Genomic DNA, 14,273 nt, shown 5'->3' with positions numbered 1-14,273 from the left:
CGCCGGGAGCGGTTGTGTCTGAGCGGGACCATCCCGTCCTGATCCAGGGCGGGATGGGCGTGGCGGTCTCCGGGTGGCGGCTCGCGCGGGCCGTCGCACGGACCGGGCAGCTCGGCGTGGTCCCGGCCGGCGCCGACTACATGCTGATGGGCGCGGGCATGCTATCTGGAGCCCCCGCTGCTCACGCTCGGCCAGGACACCGGCTTCCTCGACGGCCTGCCGGACGACTACGCGGCGGCCCAGGTCGTGGAACGGGTCCTCCTGGGCGCCGCCGCTCCCTGACTCAGGGCGTCCAGCCCCAGGCGACTCAGGGCGTCCAGCCCCAGGCGACTCAGGGCGTCCTGCCCCAGGCGGCGAGCAGCAGGGCCTGCTGGCCGGCGTCCTCGGGGAGACCGAGTTCCTCCCCTATCACGCCGGCCTGACGGTAGCTCTCCTGCGCCTGCGCGAACCACTCGGCACACGAGGCGACGAGCTCGGGGTCGAGCCGCTCCGGCCCGCCGATCGCGCGGGCCAGGTCCCATGTGTGGATCAGCGCGTCGGCGAACAACTCGGTGATGTACTCCTCGCCCGGCACGTCTCCGAAGGCCATGCGGGCGACGGCGGTCAGGGCGCCCTCGGCGTACACCGCCTCGACGGCGCCCTGCGCCGACACCTCGAACGCCTTCACCGGGTCGTCGCCGAGCACGTCGCCGTCGACGGCGTCGCCCAGCTCCGCGATCGTCCGGCCGGCGAGCAACTCGGGCACGCACAGGTTCTCCGCCACCAGGTGGTTGACCAGCCCCCGGACGTCCCAGTCCACGCAGGGGGTCGGCAGGCTCCACTGCCCGTCCCGTACGAGGTGGAGCCGGTGGCCGAAGCCGTCCAGCGCCCGGCGGTACGCGTCACGGATGTCCATCATTTCCCCTCCTCACCATGAGCCGCCCCTCAGACCGTAGCCCTTCTTCACGATCAGGTCATGGGAGGCCGGCGCCCCGGGCTCAAGGCAGGTGCTGCTCCACCCATACGATTTTCCCGTACTGCGTGGGACGTGTGCCCCAGCGGTAGGCGAAGCGCTTGATGAGCTGCAGACCACGGCCGGTGTCCTCGTCGTGGGAGGGGGCGCGGGGCGCGGGCGTGGCCGGGGAGCCGTCGGCGACCTCGCAGACGAGCGTCCTGCCGCGCAGCAGCCGCAGCTCGATGGGCGGCCAGCCGTGCTTGAGCGCGTTGGTGACCAGCTCGCTCACGATGAGCTGGGTGCTCTCGGTCAGGCCGTCCAGCCCCCACGACGCCAGGGTGGTGCGGACGAACCGGCGGGCGTGCGAGACGAACCTCGGGTCGGCGGGCAGCGGGCACGACGCGATCTCGTCCGGATCGAGCTCCCGCACGCGGGCCACCAGCAGCGCGATGTCGTCCCGGTCGTGCCCCGAGCGCTGGCTGCTGATGATCACATCGCACATGTCGTCCAGGTCCTCGACCGGCCGGGCGAGCAGGCGGCGCAGCGCCATGATGCCGGAGTCGAGATCCCGCTCCCGGCTCTCCACCAGGCCGTCGGTGTAGAAGGTGAGCACGCTGCCCGGCGGCAGGATCATCTCGCGGCTCTCCATCGGCTCGCTGCCGATGCCGAGAGGCAGGCCGGAGGGCAGTTCGATGATCTCCGTGGAGCGGTCGGGGTGGAGCAGCACCGGAGGCACGTGACCGGCGCGTGCCAGCGCGCAGTTGCGGGTGATGGGGTCGTAGACGGCGTAGATGCAGGTGGCGATCTGTGTCGGATCGAGGTCCTGGCTCATCAGGTTGAGCCGGAAGAGCACCTCGTCCGGCGGCAGGTCCAGGCTCGCTAGGGTGCGCGCGGCCGTGCGGAGCTGGCCCATGGTGGCGGCGGCCCGCGTCCCGTGCCCCATCACGTCGCCCACGACCAGCGCCGTACGGCAGCCGGGCAGGGGGATGACGTCGTACCAGTCGCCGCCGACGCCCATCAGGTCGCTGGCCGGCAGGTAGCGGGGGACGATGTCCATGCCGAGCGCCTGGGGCAGCTCGGCGGGCAGCAGGCTGCTCTGCAGCGTCAGCGCGGTGCGGCGCTCGCGGGTGTAGAGCCGGGCGTTGTCCATGCACACGGCTGTGCGCGCGGCCAGGTCCTCGGCGACCGTGACGTCCGCCTCCTCGAACGGCTGGGTCCCGGGCCGCCGGGTGAAGACGGCGCAGCCCAGCACCCGCCCCCGCGCGCGCAGCGGCACCGCGAGGAACGAGGAGTCGGTGAGCAGGTTCATCACCGCGTCCTCCCGCTCGATGGTCGCGCCGATCAGCCGGGCGTTCTCCTTGTCGAGCACGGGATACATCAGCGGGCTGCCGCTCGACATGCAGTGCGCGTGCGGCATCGCCGGGGGGAAGACGCTCACCTTCCCGACCGGGAACGCGTCGACCCACGCCTGCGGCCCTTCGACCGCCACCCCGAGCGCCATCCGCCGGACGAGCGTCGTCCCGTCGACCGGCCGGGAGGGCAGCTCACCGTCGACCATCAGCCGGTCCTGTATCAAGACGGCCGCGGCGTCGGCGAACCGGGGAACGGCGACGTCGACGAGCTCCCGGCTCGTCTCCGCCAAATCGAGCGTGCTGCCGATCCTGCGGCTCGCCTCGTTGAGGAACGCCAGCCGTTCATGCGCGGACGCGGCGCTGCTGCGACGCCATTCGGCCCGGTTCCCCGGGACAGGGTCCTTGATGACGCAGTTCCGGTTCAACGGTCAACTCCGGCGAGAAAGGTTGGTGTTCCAGAATCGTATGAAGGTCGTCCCTCGCTTTTCAGCCGTTTGACCCGACGAATCGGCTCCTCCGCGGGTACGCCGGAACGGTGGGCGCAGCCTTACCCGGCGTTCATTGGACGAAACCGGCTATTCCGAACCAAGATTTTCAGGCGCCCGGCAGGTGGCTGAGCGCCGCGTCGATCCGGTCCTGCGGCAGCGTGAAGTCCTCCAGGCGGCCGGCCAGGTGCCGTTCGTACGCCGGGAGGTCGAAGTGGCCGTGGCCGCACACGGCGGTCAGGATGACCTTTTCCTCACCCGACTCGGCGCAGCGCAGCGCCTCGGCGATCGTCGCGGCGAGCGCGTGGGCCGGCTCCGGCGCCGGGACGATGCCCTCGGTCCTGGCGAAGCGGACACCGGCCTCGAAGCAGTCGTTCTGGCCGACCGCCACGGCCTCCACGAGGCCCAGCTCGTGGATGTGCGAAAGCAGGGGGGACATGCCGTGGTAGCGCAGGCCGCCGGCGTGGATGGGGTCCGGCACGAACGTGTGCCCCAGCGTGTGCATCTTCATCATCGGGGTGAAACCGGCGGCGTCGCCGAAGTCGTAGGCGTAGACGCCTCTGGTGAAGGAGGGGCAGGCGGCCGGCTCGACCGCGCGCAGCACCGGGCTCATCCGGCCGGCCAGCTTCTCGCGCAGGAACGGGAAGGCGAGCCCGGCGAAGTTGGAGCCGCCGCCCGTGCAGCCGATGATCACATCGGGTGTCTCGTCGAGGACGGCGAGCTGCTCCAGGGCCTCCTCGCCGATGACCGTCTGGTGCAGCAGGACGTGGTTCAGCACGGAGCCGAGGGCGTATCGAGTGTCGTCGTGCTGTCCCGCCACCTCGACCGCCTCGCTGATCGCGATCCCGAGGGAGCCGGTGCACCCGGGATCGTGGGCCAGGATCTTGCTGCCGGTCGTGGTCACGGCGGAGGGGCTGGCGTGGACGGTCGCGCCGTAGACCTTCATCAGCGATCTGCGGTAGGGCTTCTGGTCGTAGGAGGCGCGGACCATCCAGATCTCGCACTCCAGGCCGTACTGCGCGCAGGCGAAGGCGAGCGCCGAGCCCCACTGCCCCGCGCCGGTCTCGGTGGTGAGCCTGCGGACGCCCTCCTGGGCGTTGTAGTAGGCCTGGGGGATCGCCGTGTTGGGCTTGTGCGACCCGGACGGGCTGCCGCCCTCGTACTTGTAGTAGATCCGCGCGGGCGTGCCGAGGCTCCGTTCCAGGCGCCGGGCCCGGATGAGCGGCGTCGGGCGCCAGAGGCGGTACACGTCGAGGACGCCGTCCGGGATGGGGACGAACCTCTCCTCGCTCGCCTCCTGCGCGATGAGCGCCATAGGGAACAGCGGCGCGAGGTCGTCGGGCGCGACCGGCTGGAGAGTCGCGGGGTGGAGCACCGGCGGGGGAGGCGCGGGAAGGTCGGGCAGAATGTTGTACCAGTTCCGGGGGGTTCGTGAGTCATCGAGAAGGACCTTGGTGCGCTCGCTCACCGCGTCATCCACTCCTCTCCTGCGCCACCTCCCAGTGTCCGCGCGACCGGCGCGGTACGGAAGAGCGGCGAGGCGGTACGGGCCCTGCCGGAGCGGTCAGACGCCGCCGCCGGAGCGCCAGTAGACGCCGTCCTCCCGGGTCATGAAGCCCTCCTCCACCAGGTAGCGGCGCAGGGCCGCGTAGTCGTCGTGGAAGGCCCGCAGGGCGGTGTTGACGTCCTTCTCCGGGTAGCGCACCCCCGGCTCGAAGACCTGGCACACGTGGTCGAGGACCACGAGCCTCTTGGCCCTTTTCGAGGGGATCGAGACCAGGCGGCCGTCGACGAGGAACCTGTCCAGCGGGCCCGCGGGCTCGGGCGGCGCCGCCCGCAGCAGGTCGCGCAGCGCCTCCGGGCGCGCCCGCCACCCGTCCCCGTCCCGTACGGCCAGGCCGCCGCGGGCCAGCCGCGCCAGGGCCTGCTCCGCCTGCTCGGGCGTCAGCCCCGTGACCCGTTTCGCGACATGCTCCGGGGGCTCGCCGGGGTGGAGGACGAGGGCGGCGAACGTCCGCAGGGTGTCGTCCCGGCTCAGCAGGCCGAGCACGCGGGAGGTTTCCTTGTCGGGCACCGGTACACCGTACGCCCGGGCACTGGGGGCCCCGCCACAGGTTTGTACCGTGAAAGGGAACGCCGGGGCAGGCCGGCCCGCTCGACCGGGAGGGTCCGATGAGCGCACGACTCGACCACACGATCATTCACAGCACCGACCGGTTCGCCTCGGCCCGTTTCCTGACCGGCCTGCTCGACGCGCCGGAGCCCGGGGCGTACGGGCCGTTCGCCACCGTCCCGCTTGCCAACGGCGTGACCGTCGACTACGCCGACTCCATCGTCAGCCCCGACCGGATCATCACGCAGCACCTCGCCCTGCTGGTGTCGGAGGAGGAGTTCGACGAGATCTGGGACCGCATCCGGCGGCGCGGCCTGCCGTACTGGGCCGATCCGGCCCATCAGGAGGCCCAGCGGATCAACCACCGGCACCACGGCCGGGGAGTGTACGTCGACGACCCCGACGGGCACGCCATCGAATTCCTCACGCATCCGTACGTCACGGATGATTGACGCGGCACGCACCGAATCCCGCGTCCCCCCTGGTCGGCACCGCTCTTGATAGCGTCGCCACCAATTCTGAATTCGCCGGAATGCATGAGGTTCCGGCGAATTCTCATGTGTCTTTTCGGGGGATCGGTATGCATTCGTATTCCGCTGCGTCCACAAGATGGACGCGCCGGGTCACCGCCGGGGCAGGAGTGGCGCTCGCCACCCTGCTGATCGCCTCCGGCACGTCGCCGGTCTCGGCGGCGCAGTTCGAACGGGTCAAGGCATGGGGGCAGAACACCTCCGGCCAGCTCGGCGACACCACGTTCGTCGAACGGCACACCCCGGTGACGGCGGCGGGGGAGACCGACGCCGGGGTGACGCAGGTCTCCGCCGGTGAGGCGCACACCCTGGCCCTGCTGTCGGACGGCACCGTCGAAGCGTGGGGCCTCAACAGCGACGGGCAACTGGGCGACGGCACCGGGATCACCCACCCCGACCCCGCCACCGTGACCGGCCTGCTCGGCGTCCGCGCGGTCGTGGCGGGCGGCGGCCACAGCCTGGCGCTGCTGTCCAACGGCACCGTCATGGCCTGGGGGAACAACAACAGCGGCCAGCTCGGCGACGGCACGCTCTTCGACCGCTCGACCCCCGTCCAGGTGGTCGGCCTCACGGGCGTGGTCGCGATCGGCGCGGGCATCGACCACAGCCTGGCACTCCTGGCGGACGGCACCGTCAGGGCGTGGGGATCCAACGTCTTCGGCCAGCTCGGCAACGGGACACTGGTCAGCAGCTCGGTCCCCGTCGCGGTGACCGGGCTGACCGGAGTCGCGGGCATCGCCGGGGGTGGCTTCCACAGTCTGGCCCGGCTCAACGACGGCACTGTCAGGGCGTGGGGACGCAACGACTTCGGCCAGCTCGGTGACGGCACCACCATCAATAGCTCCGTGCCGGTGACCGTCATCGGCCTGACCGGGGTGCGGACCGTCGAGGGAGGCGGGTTCCACAGCCTGGCCCTGCTGACGAGCGGAACGGTGCGATCCTGGGGCCTGAACGCCTCCGGCCAGCTCGGTGACGGGACGACGACCAACAGGTCGACCCCGGTGGCCGTCCTCGGCCTCACCGGCATCTCGCTCATCAGCGCGGGCAACTTCCACAGCCTCGCCTATCCGGCCACCGGGCCCGTCACGACGTGGGGGGACAACACCAGCGGGCAGCTCGGGGACGGCAGCACCACCAACCGCACCGTCCCCAACGGGATCCGGACGGGCCGCGTCGGGATCGTCTCAATCTCGGGGGGCGGCGCGCACAGCGTCATCTTCTGAGTCATCTTCTGATCCGAGGTCGCCGGGCCGCCTTCCGCCACGGGGGGCGGCCTTCGCCGTACCGGGCCGGGTCAGCATGACGAACGCGAGCACGATCATGGCGGCGGAGGCGGCGAGGGCGATCCAGTAACCAGGCAGCGGCGCCGCTACAAGCCCTCGTGTGACCAACCACGGGAGGTGATAACAGGCGGTCGCGAGGACGAGCCCGCCCGCCACGCGCGGAGACGCGACCAGTCCGGCGAGGACGACGACCACCACCGCCCCGCACGTCCACAGGACCACAAGGTCATCGCTGACAAGCTGCTGGTCATACCGGAACATCGAGCAGCAGTCCTCGTATCCGGGCCCGCTCAGGGTCGCCACGGGGATCCGCTCCCACGGGAGCCAGCAGCCGGCCAGATAGACCAGCGGCAGCACTCCCGCCAGGGCCTGCCACCTGCCGTCCGCCTTCAAGGTGAAGCGCCCCCGGCCCCGGCCCGCCACGGCGCAGAGCACCAGCGCCAGGACTTCTGTCAGCGTGGCCGATGTCCCCTGGAGCTGCCCCGCAACGCCGAACAGTTGCACGGGGGGCTTGGGGGGGAAGAAGTAGTCCACCGCGATGGGAAAGAGGATGACGGTCAGGAGACCGAAGGCCATCCCGGCACCCGCGTCCGCCGTCCGCCGTACCAGGAGGAGTGCCGCCGCGAGCGCGAATGCAGGGTAGACGGGGACAGCCCGGATCGTGAGATCGACAAGCGTGATTCCCGAGGCCGCGGCTCGGAAGTCCACGACGGTGAGGCCGAGGGACACCATGAGTAGGGCCGCGACCGCGTAGTCACCGAGCCTCCGTCCATTGCCCGGTGGGGCCTCCTCCGGCAGCTCGGGTACGGCGGCCGGTGGCGCGCCGGATCCGCAGACGGGGCAGACGGCCCAGTCCGGAACGGTGTCCCTGGCACAGGTGACGCAGAGCACGGTGCCTCGTCTGTCTCGTGGGTCGGGGCACCGGCGAGTATCCCGGACAGATCACCATGAAGGGAGTACGGGAAGGGCACGGAGTGATCACACGCGAGAGCCGGCCAGGCTCAGCTTCGAAGATCACCGGGATCCCGCGCCGGTCGTACGGCGTCCGGCTCCTGAACCCCCTTCGCGGGCCTCGGCCCTGATCGGCCGGGCCGGGTGGCCAGGTGGGCGAGCAGCTCAAGCTTCTCGTGGGACGGGGAGCCGCGCTCGGCGTGGTAGGTGACCAGCATCTGACCGGGTGCGCCGGGGAGCGCCAGCTTCTCGTACCGGAGATCGAGAGAGCCGACCTGCGGGTGGAGCAGATGGGCGACCCCGCTCGTCTTCTGGCGCACGTCCTGCCGGGCCCAGAGCGTCCGGAAGCGTTCGCTGCGCAGGCTGAGCTCGCCGACCAGCTCGGCCAGCCGGGGGTCGTCGAGGGCGCCTCCGATGACCGACCGCAGGTAGGCCACGGCCTTGGCGGTCGTCTCGTCCCAGTCGCGGTAGAACTCCCGCATCTCCGGCTCCAGGAACGCCGCGCGCAGCGTGTTGACGCCCGGCGCGAAGAACGGGCTGAGCGCGACGGCCATCGGGTTCGCGGCCAGCGTGGTCATGTACCGGCCGTGGACGAGCGCGGGCGTGGTGGTCCAGCCGCCGATCAGGCTCTGCACGCCCGCGCCGACCCGCTCCGGCCGTGAGGGCCTGCGAGGAACGGCGTGCGCCGGGCGTGCCAGCTCGCGCAGATAGGTCTCGGAATCGGCGTCGAGTCGCAGGGCGCGGGCGATGCTTTCGAGGACCTGGCCGGACGGGTGGCGGTCGCGGCCCTGTTCCAGACGCAGGTAGTACTCCACGCTGATCCCCGCGAGCATCGCCACCTCCTCCCGCCGAAGACCGGGGACCCGCCGCCGGGCTCCCTCGGGCAGCCCGACGTCGCCGGGGCGCAGGCGCTCACGGCGAACCCGCAGGTACTCACCGAGTGTGCTTCTCGTCGCCATGACCTCAGGGTATGGCCGCATCGCCGGGACATCCTGTCCCTGCCGGCACCAGTGTCAGCCGGGTCTTACAGCCGGCGGCGATCCACCGCAGGATCGACCGCATGACGCAAACCCCGCAGACACCGTTCGGATTCGCCTCGACCGCCGATGACGTCCTGACCGGCGTCGACCTGTCCGGTTCCCGTGCCCTGGTCACCGGCGCCTCCTCGGGCGTCGGCATCGAGACCGCCCGCGCCTTGGCCGCCGCCGGAGCAGCCGTCGTGCTCGGCGTACGCGACGTCGAGGCGGGCAGGCGGACCGCCGCCCGGATCTCGGAGTCGACCGGCAACCAGGACGTGAGCGTGGGCCGTCTCGACCTCGCCGACCTCGGCTCCGTCCACGCCTTCGCCTGCGCCTGGGAAGGGCCGCTGCACATGCTCGTCAACAACGCCGGGATCATGGCGCTGCCCGAGCTCACCCGTACACCGCAGGGCCGGGAGATGCAGTTCGCGGTCAACTTCCTCGGACACTTCGCACTGACCGCCGGGCTGCGCGACGCCCTTGCCCGGGCCGGGGGCGCCCGGGTCGTCTCGCTGAGCTCCAACGCCCACCTGCACTGCCCCCTGGTCTTCGACGACCTCGACTACCGCTTCCGGCCCTACCACCCCATCGGGGCGTACGGGGAGTCGAAGACGGCCGACGTGCTCCTCGCGGTCGAGGTCAGCCGGCGATGGTCCGGTGAGGGCATCCTGGCCAACGCGGTGCATCCGGGGGCCATCGCCACGAACCTGCAGAAGCACACCGGCGGGCTGCGGACACCGCCGGAGCGCCGCAAGAGCCCCGCACAGGGCGCGGCGACGTCGGTCCTGGCGGCCGCCTCACCCCTCCTGGCCGGAGTGGGGGGACGCTATTTCGAGGACTGCAACGAGGCTCCGGTGATCGAGGAGCCGGCGGGCATGTTCGGCGGCGGCGTCGCCCCGTTCGCCCTCGATCCCGCCAACGCGGAGCGGCTCTGGGCGATCGCCGCCGACATGGTGTCCTGAGCCCGGGACGGGAGGCCACCTCCGGCGATCGGCTTGACAGGCAGCCATCTGGCTGCCTAATTTAAAGGCAGCCGGATGGCTGCATATCGACAGGCGACCTGGGTACGGAGGCGGGCATGGACGAGGTGTTCAAGGCGCTGGCCGATCCGAGCCGGCGCGCGCTGCTCGACTCGCTCAACGCCCGCAACGGGCAGACGCTTCGCGAGCTGTGCGCCGGGCTCGACATGGCCAGGCAGTCCGTCAGCAAGCACCTCGCGGTGCTGGAGGAGGCCGGGCTCGTCGCCACCGTGCGGCGGGGCCGGGAGAAGCTGCACTACCTCAACGCCGCCCCCGTGCACGAGATCGCCCACCGGTGGATCAGCCGCTACGACCGGGCCAGGGTCCAAGCCCTGGCCGACCTGAAACTCGCCCTGGAGGAGACCCCGATGGACGCGCCGACCTTCGTCTACACCACGTATATCCGCACCACCCCGCAGAAGCTCTGGCAGGCGCTGACCGAGCCCGCCTTCACCCGCCGCTACTGGGCCACGGAGTTCACCACGGACTGGGCCGTCGGCTCGCCGATGACCTGGGACAACCACGGCGTGCTGATCAGCGACCCGGAGCAGGTCGTGCTGGAGGCCGAGCCCTACAGCCGGCTCTCCTACACCTGGCACACCGTCACCCCGGAGCTCGCCAAGCGCTTCGGCTGGGACGAGGAGATGCTCGCCCGGTTGTCCGGCGAGGCCCGCTCGAAGGTCACCTTCACGCTTGAGGAGGCCGCGCAGGTCGTGAAGCTCACCGTCGTGCACGACGGCTTCGAGCCCGGTTCGGCTATGGCCGAGATGGTCAGCCACGGCTGGCCGAACGTGGTGGCGAGCCTGAAGTCGCTGCTGGAGACCGGGGAACCGCTGCCAGGCGATGCGTGACCTCCCCGATCAGGGCTCGACGACGTCGTGAGGCGCCGCCGGGCCCGTCCGCCTAGGCGACCGCCCTGAAGTAGGCAGGCACCCCGGAAGTCACCCAGCCGAGGCTGGTGCTCTTGGGACAATCCTGGGCATGCATGCACATGCGATACGGCTCCTACGTCAGCTTGGCGCGGAGACCGTCCCCCACCCCGGCGGTACGTTGCTGGATCACCTGATCCGGGTGCGCGACCGCCTCGTCCGCTGGAACGCCGTCCCCGCGCTGCAGGCCGCCGGTTTGTGTCACGCCTTCTACGGAACCGACGGTTTCCCGACCGCCCTGGTCGGGCTCGGCGACCGAGACCGCCTGGTGGAGGTGAGCGGGCACGAAGCCGAAAAGCTCGTCTACTGGTACGGCGCCTGCGACCGCACCCACGTCTACCCGCAGTTGGGCGCTGCCGACCCGATCGAGTTCCGCGACCGGTTCACCGGCCGGACCGCGCCGGTCGCGGCGGCCGAGCTGGCCTGGTTCGCAGAGCTGACCGCGGCCAACGAACTCGACCTGGCCGACCACGACGCGGATTTTGCCGCCGCCTACGGGCCGGACCTGTTGAACCTGTTCACCCGCGCCCGGCCGTTGCTGTCGACGGCGGCCTGGACGGACTGCCAGACGATTCTGATGGGAAGGAGTGAGCCGATGCGGATTGACTGACTCGATTCACCTGGTGCTGCACAATTTCCCCAGCTCTCCGACAGCGGGCTTCCACTCGAAGAGATCTCCTGACCTGCCGGTCAAGTCCGGTGACCATGTCGAAGCGGAAATGCGCGGGTTCTGGGGCGCCGTTCGGGTGCACGTGTGCTCAACCCGCCAGGACGCGCCGACTCCCAAGGATGAGGTTCGAACATGGATGGCCGGGCAGCCGCCGGCGAAGGCGGTGCCGGACCACCGCCGGAACCGGCGCGCGCCGGCCCGACAGCGGGAAGGCTCGTCACTGAGACGCTCGCTTACGACGGTGGCCGGCAGGTGACGGTGTACGTCCCGCCGGATACGCCGGAGGCGGTCGTCTTCGCCGGTGACGGTCAGGGGATCTCGCAGTGGGGCGGATTCCTCGAGGTGGCCGGCGTCCCGTCCACGATGATCGTCGGTGTGCATGGGCCGGCCGATGAGACGTCGCGGCTTCATGAGTACTCGCCGGTCTTCGACGCGGAACGGTTCGCGGCACACGAGAAGTTCTTCGTCAAGGACGTCCGCCGGTGGGTGCGCTCACGTTTCGGAGTCGCGCTGCCCATCGAACGTACTGCGGTGCTCGGTGTCTCGGCGGGTGGCGAGCTCGCGCTCGCCCTTGGGCTCCGGCATCCCGGCATCTACGGTGCGGTCTTCTCCGGTTCGCCGGGCGCGGGTTACAAACCGCCTGGCGTGATGCCGGGTCCGATTCCGCGCGTGTACCTCGTCGCCGGCACGCTGGAGCCGTTCTTCCTCGACAACGCGAACCGGTGGGCGGCCGCGCTGCGCGATGCAGGTGCGGACGTCGTCATGAGCGAGCGGGTCGCGTCACACGGCGCCGCGCTGTGGCAGGGAGAGTTCCCGCTGATGGTGGCGTGGGCGTTCGGACGCGGATCGACCGCCGTGCATCCGGCGCGCTGACGCCCGTACCGGACGACGGCTCCACGGGCGTGGATGACGAATGCCGGGTGCCTCGACCGCGCGCAAGTTCCTGGTCGGTGAACTCGGGGTGCGTGGTGGTGGGAAGCCCGGCGCGCCAGTCCACCCCGCCCGATCGACCCACCGCGAAGCGGCAGCGGGCAGACGGCGGAGACGGACTGCTGGGCTTGCCGACCACGTAGGCAAATGGCGGAGCGGTGGCCATGGACCGCATCTTCAGTGAAGATCCGGAACCGTAGTCACTCGGTTAGTCACGCAGAAGGCCACTCCCTATCTGGGAGTGGCCTTCTCGCTGGTCGGGAAGTCGGGGCGACAGGATTTGAACCTGCGACTTCTTGCTCCCAAATCAGATCGAATGCTCGTTCTATACGTGAAACGTGGGAGGTCGCCACGTTCTCGCGGTCCGCTGAAGTACGCCGACGTACGTGATCATCCATCGCGATTGTCAAGCAGTTCGACAAGCAACCGCTGTGATGTGCTTCGCACGACTACCTAGCCGTGCTCCGCACGGTAAAGACCGGCTGCAAAACTGTTTTTCACACACCGACGTTGGACTCCCTCACCTGCCCTGCGTGCCGCTTCCACACATTCTTCTGGGCCGGCCGGTGCCGCCGGAGCCCGCAATTGAAGACGACAGCGGTCTCCCAGGGCTGACACGATGTCCGCCATGGACAGAGCGGTGACGGCAAAGCAAGACCTCGCATCCCGCCGTCGGTATGCGGCTCTCCATCGGGAGTCCTTCGACGGTGATGACCTCGTATCGGTGAGCTTGCAGCAGTTGTGGTTCACGCGGTGCTCGTTTCGCGGGGCTGATCTGCGTCAAGCCACCCTGGACGGCTGCCATTTCAAGCTGTGCGATCTTCGCGGGGTCAACCTGAGCGGCGCCTCCCTGCGAGGAGTCTCCTTGGCGGGCTGTGATCTGACCGGCGCCGATCTACGGGCGGCCGACCTGACCGGCGCGCGATTGGGTCGGGTCCTCACCGGCAGCCCGCCTCAGGGGCTTACCAACGCCACCGGCATCAAGCTGGACAACGCCGTGCTCCGCGACCTCCAGCTCGACCAGGTCATCGGCTGGCCCATCACGGGGTAACCGGCATCCCAGCCCTGGGCAAGCGGAAGTTGCGCGACCTCAGCACCGAAGACGTAGACAAGTGGCTCGCTGCCAAGGCGAAGACGCTCAGCACCCGGACATTGCAGATCATCCGTTCCTGCCTGAACCGTGCAGTCAAGCGCGCGATGGCGCGAGACAGGGTGAAACGGAACGTGGTGGACCTGTGCGGGGTTCCGGAAGGCAAGGATGGTCGACAGTCCAAGGCCATGACGTTTGCTCAGGCGGACGCCGTACTCAGAGCAGCCCAAGGCACCGGCATGCACGCCTACATCGTCCTGTCGCTCCTCACCGGCGCGCAGACAGAGGAGCTGAGGGCGCTCACGTGGGATCACGTGGACCTGGTGGCACTCCGGACGCGAACCCTCCTGTGCCGCCCCACGAAGCCGTGTGGCGCTCCGTACGTGCCGGCGGGGACACCAAGACGCGCAAGTCCCGGCGAACGCTCGCACTGCCCAAGCTGTGCGTGGAGGTACTGGAAGCACTCCAAACCGCTCAGAGAAACGCTCAAGGAGACTCGTGGAAGGCGAACGGCCTGGTATTCGCGTCTGCCGCCGGGACCGAGCTGGACGCTGCCAACGTCCGCCGCGCGTTCCGCAGCGTCATCAAGAACGCGGCCGGGGTGGACCCGGAGGACTGGACCCCCCGAGAGCTGCGGCACAGCTTCGTGTCTCTGCTCTCCGACAACGGCCTACCGCTCGAAGAGATCGCCCGCCTGGTCGGGCACAGCAGCATGGCGACGACCGAAGCGGTTTACCGGAAGCAGATCCGTCCCGTGGTCCAGTCCGGGGCCGTGGCCATGGACCGCATCTTCGGGGCTCCCAAGGAGTCATAGTCAAGCAGATATACAAGCAGAAGGCCCCATCCGGTTCGGATGGGGCCTTTGAGCTGGTCGGGGCGACAGGATTTGAACCTGCGACTTCTTGCTCCCAAAGCAAGCGCGCTACCAAGCTGCGCCACGCCCCGTCTCGCCGGTTGCGCGCACGCTC

At 70.0% G+C, this 14,273-nt stretch carries 14 protein-coding genes and 1 tRNA gene; 8 read left to right on the top strand and 7 right to left on the bottom strand.

Annotation, left to right across the window (positions count from 1 at the left end; translation table 11 throughout):
• Window positions 1-331 precede the first annotated feature (331 nt).
• The 4 genes from AB0B72_RS16115 to AB0B72_RS16100 all read right to left on the bottom strand — a co-directional run bounded on the left by AB0B72_RS16115 (window position 332) and on the right by AB0B72_RS16100 (window position 4,845).
• Entirely contained in the window at window positions 332-898 is a 567-nt protein-coding gene (locus tag AB0B72_RS16115) for a TIGR03086 family metal-binding protein (RefSeq protein WP_367739526.1), read from the bottom strand.
• Window positions 899-977: 79 nt separating this feature from the next.
• A complete protein-coding gene (locus tag AB0B72_RS16110; protein ID WP_367739525.1) occupies window positions 978-2,711 on the bottom strand; it encodes a SpoIIE family protein phosphatase in 1,734 nt (577 codons plus the stop codon).
• A gap of 169 nt (window positions 2,712-2,880) precedes the next feature.
• Window positions 2,881-4,239: a TrpB-like pyridoxal phosphate-dependent enzyme gene (locus AB0B72_RS16105; RefSeq protein WP_367739524.1), complete on the bottom strand. Its 1,359-nt coding sequence runs from the start codon at window positions 4,237-4,239 to the stop codon at window positions 2,881-2,883.
• Between the two features lie 96 nt (window positions 4,240-4,335).
• Window positions 4,336-4,845: a DUF2087 domain-containing protein gene (locus AB0B72_RS16100; protein WP_367739523.1), complete on the bottom strand. Its 510-nt coding sequence runs from the start codon at window positions 4,843-4,845 to the stop codon at window positions 4,336-4,338.
• 98 nt (window positions 4,846-4,943) lie between these two features.
• Here AB0B72_RS16100 and AB0B72_RS16095 point away from each other — a divergent pair, with 98 nt between their 5' ends.
• Both AB0B72_RS16095 and AB0B72_RS16090 read left to right on the top strand, forming a co-directional pair.
• Window positions 4,944-5,336 carry a VOC family protein gene (locus AB0B72_RS16095; RefSeq protein WP_367739522.1) on the top strand — a complete coding sequence of 131 codons (393 nt, stop codon included), beginning with the start codon at window positions 4,944-4,946 and terminating at the stop codon, window positions 5,334-5,336.
• A 188-nt stretch (window positions 5,337-5,524) separates the two neighbouring features.
• Entirely contained in the window at window positions 5,525-6,637 is a 1,113-nt protein-coding gene (locus tag AB0B72_RS16090; RefSeq protein WP_367739521.1) for a hypothetical protein, read from the top strand.
• On the opposite strand, the gene AB0B72_RS16085 is transcribed toward AB0B72_RS16090, so the two are convergent.
• Together AB0B72_RS16085 and AB0B72_RS16080 are read right to left on the bottom strand one after the other, a co-directional pair.
• Window positions 6,599-7,588 carry a hypothetical protein gene (locus AB0B72_RS16085; protein WP_367739520.1) on the bottom strand — a complete coding sequence of 330 codons (990 nt, stop codon included), beginning with the start codon at window positions 7,586-7,588 and terminating at the stop codon, window positions 6,599-6,601. The two genes, AB0B72_RS16090 and AB0B72_RS16085, sit on opposite strands and share 39 nt — an antisense overlap.
• Window positions 7,589-7,698: 110 nt before the next feature.
• Window positions 7,699-8,607, bottom strand: a complete 909-nt coding sequence (locus tag AB0B72_RS16080; RefSeq protein WP_367739519.1) for a helix-turn-helix domain-containing protein — start codon at window positions 8,605-8,607, stop codon at window positions 7,699-7,701.
• A gap of 101 nt (window positions 8,608-8,708) precedes the next feature.
• On the opposite strand from AB0B72_RS16080, the gene AB0B72_RS16075 reads away from it, so the two are divergent.
• From AB0B72_RS16075 to AB0B72_RS16050, 6 genes are all read left to right on the top strand, one after another.
• Complete coding sequence (locus AB0B72_RS16075; RefSeq protein ID WP_367739518.1) at window positions 8,709-9,629, top strand: SDR family NAD(P)-dependent oxidoreductase; 921 nt, start codon at window positions 8,709-8,711, stop codon at window positions 9,627-9,629.
• Window positions 9,630-9,745: 116 nt separating this feature from the next.
• On the top strand, window positions 9,746-10,537 hold the full coding sequence (locus AB0B72_RS16070; RefSeq protein ID WP_367739517.1) for an ArsR/SmtB family transcription factor: 792 nt from the start codon (window positions 9,746-9,748) through the stop codon (window positions 10,535-10,537).
• A 130-nt stretch (window positions 10,538-10,667) separates the two neighbouring features.
• On the top strand, window positions 10,668-11,225 hold the full coding sequence (locus AB0B72_RS16065) for a DUF6817 domain-containing protein (protein WP_367739516.1): 558 nt from the start codon (window positions 10,668-10,670) through the stop codon (window positions 11,223-11,225).
• Window positions 11,226-11,537: 312 nt separating this feature from the next.
• Window positions 11,538-12,158, top strand: coding sequence for an alpha/beta hydrolase (locus AB0B72_RS16060; RefSeq protein ID WP_367739514.1), 621 nt, complete (start codon window positions 11,538-11,540; stop codon window positions 12,156-12,158).
• A 685-nt stretch (window positions 12,159-12,843) separates the two neighbouring features.
• Window positions 12,844-13,266 (top strand): pentapeptide repeat-containing protein, encoded by a 423-nt coding sequence (locus AB0B72_RS16055; protein ID WP_367739513.1) that lies wholly within the window; start codon window positions 12,844-12,846, stop codon window positions 13,264-13,266.
• A 388-nt stretch (window positions 13,267-13,654) separates the two neighbouring features.
• The gene (locus AB0B72_RS16050; protein ID WP_367739512.1) at window positions 13,655-14,119 is read left to right on the top strand and encodes a tyrosine-type recombinase/integrase; all 465 of its coding nucleotides are present in this window, start codon (window positions 13,655-13,657) and stop codon (window positions 14,117-14,119) included.
• A 54-nt stretch (window positions 14,120-14,173) separates the two neighbouring features.
• Here AB0B72_RS16050 and AB0B72_RS16045 read toward each other — a convergent pair.
• Window positions 14,174-14,250, bottom strand: a tRNA-Pro gene (locus tag AB0B72_RS16045).
• Window positions 14,251-14,273 lie beyond the last annotated feature (23 nt).

The organism is Microbispora sp. NPDC049125 (assembly GCF_040802045.1).
Taxonomy (GTDB): Bacteria; Actinomycetota; Actinomycetes; order Streptosporangiales; family Streptosporangiaceae; genus Microbispora.
The sequence above is the reverse complement of the archived record's forward strand: the minus strand, read 5'-3'. Positions and strand labels throughout refer to the sequence as shown.

What these genes read in the sequence shown, in the direction of transcription:
- AB0B72_RS16115 (WP_367739526.1), bottom strand. Translation starts at nt 898, where the DNA reads ATGATGGACATCCGTGACGCGTACCGCCGGGCGCTGGACGGCTTCGGC.
- AB0B72_RS16080 (WP_367739519.1), bottom strand. Translation starts at nt 8,607, where the DNA reads ATGGCGACGAGAAGCACACTCGGTGAGTACCTGCGGGTTCGCCGTGAG.
- AB0B72_RS16055 (WP_367739513.1), top strand. Translation starts at nt 12,844, where the DNA reads ATGGACAGAGCGGTGACGGCAAAGCAAGACCTCGCATCCCGCCGTCGG.
- AB0B72_RS16095 (WP_367739522.1), top strand. Translation starts at nt 4,944, where the DNA reads ATGAGCGCACGACTCGACCACACGATCATTCACAGCACCGACCGGTTC.
- AB0B72_RS16065 (WP_367739516.1), top strand. Translation starts at nt 10,668, where the DNA reads ATGCATGCACATGCGATACGGCTCCTACGTCAGCTTGGCGCGGAGACC.
- AB0B72_RS16070 (WP_367739517.1), top strand. Translation starts at nt 9,746, where the DNA reads ATGGACGAGGTGTTCAAGGCGCTGGCCGATCCGAGCCGGCGCGCGCTG.
- AB0B72_RS16075 (WP_367739518.1), top strand. Translation starts at nt 8,709, where the DNA reads ATGACGCAAACCCCGCAGACACCGTTCGGATTCGCCTCGACCGCCGAT.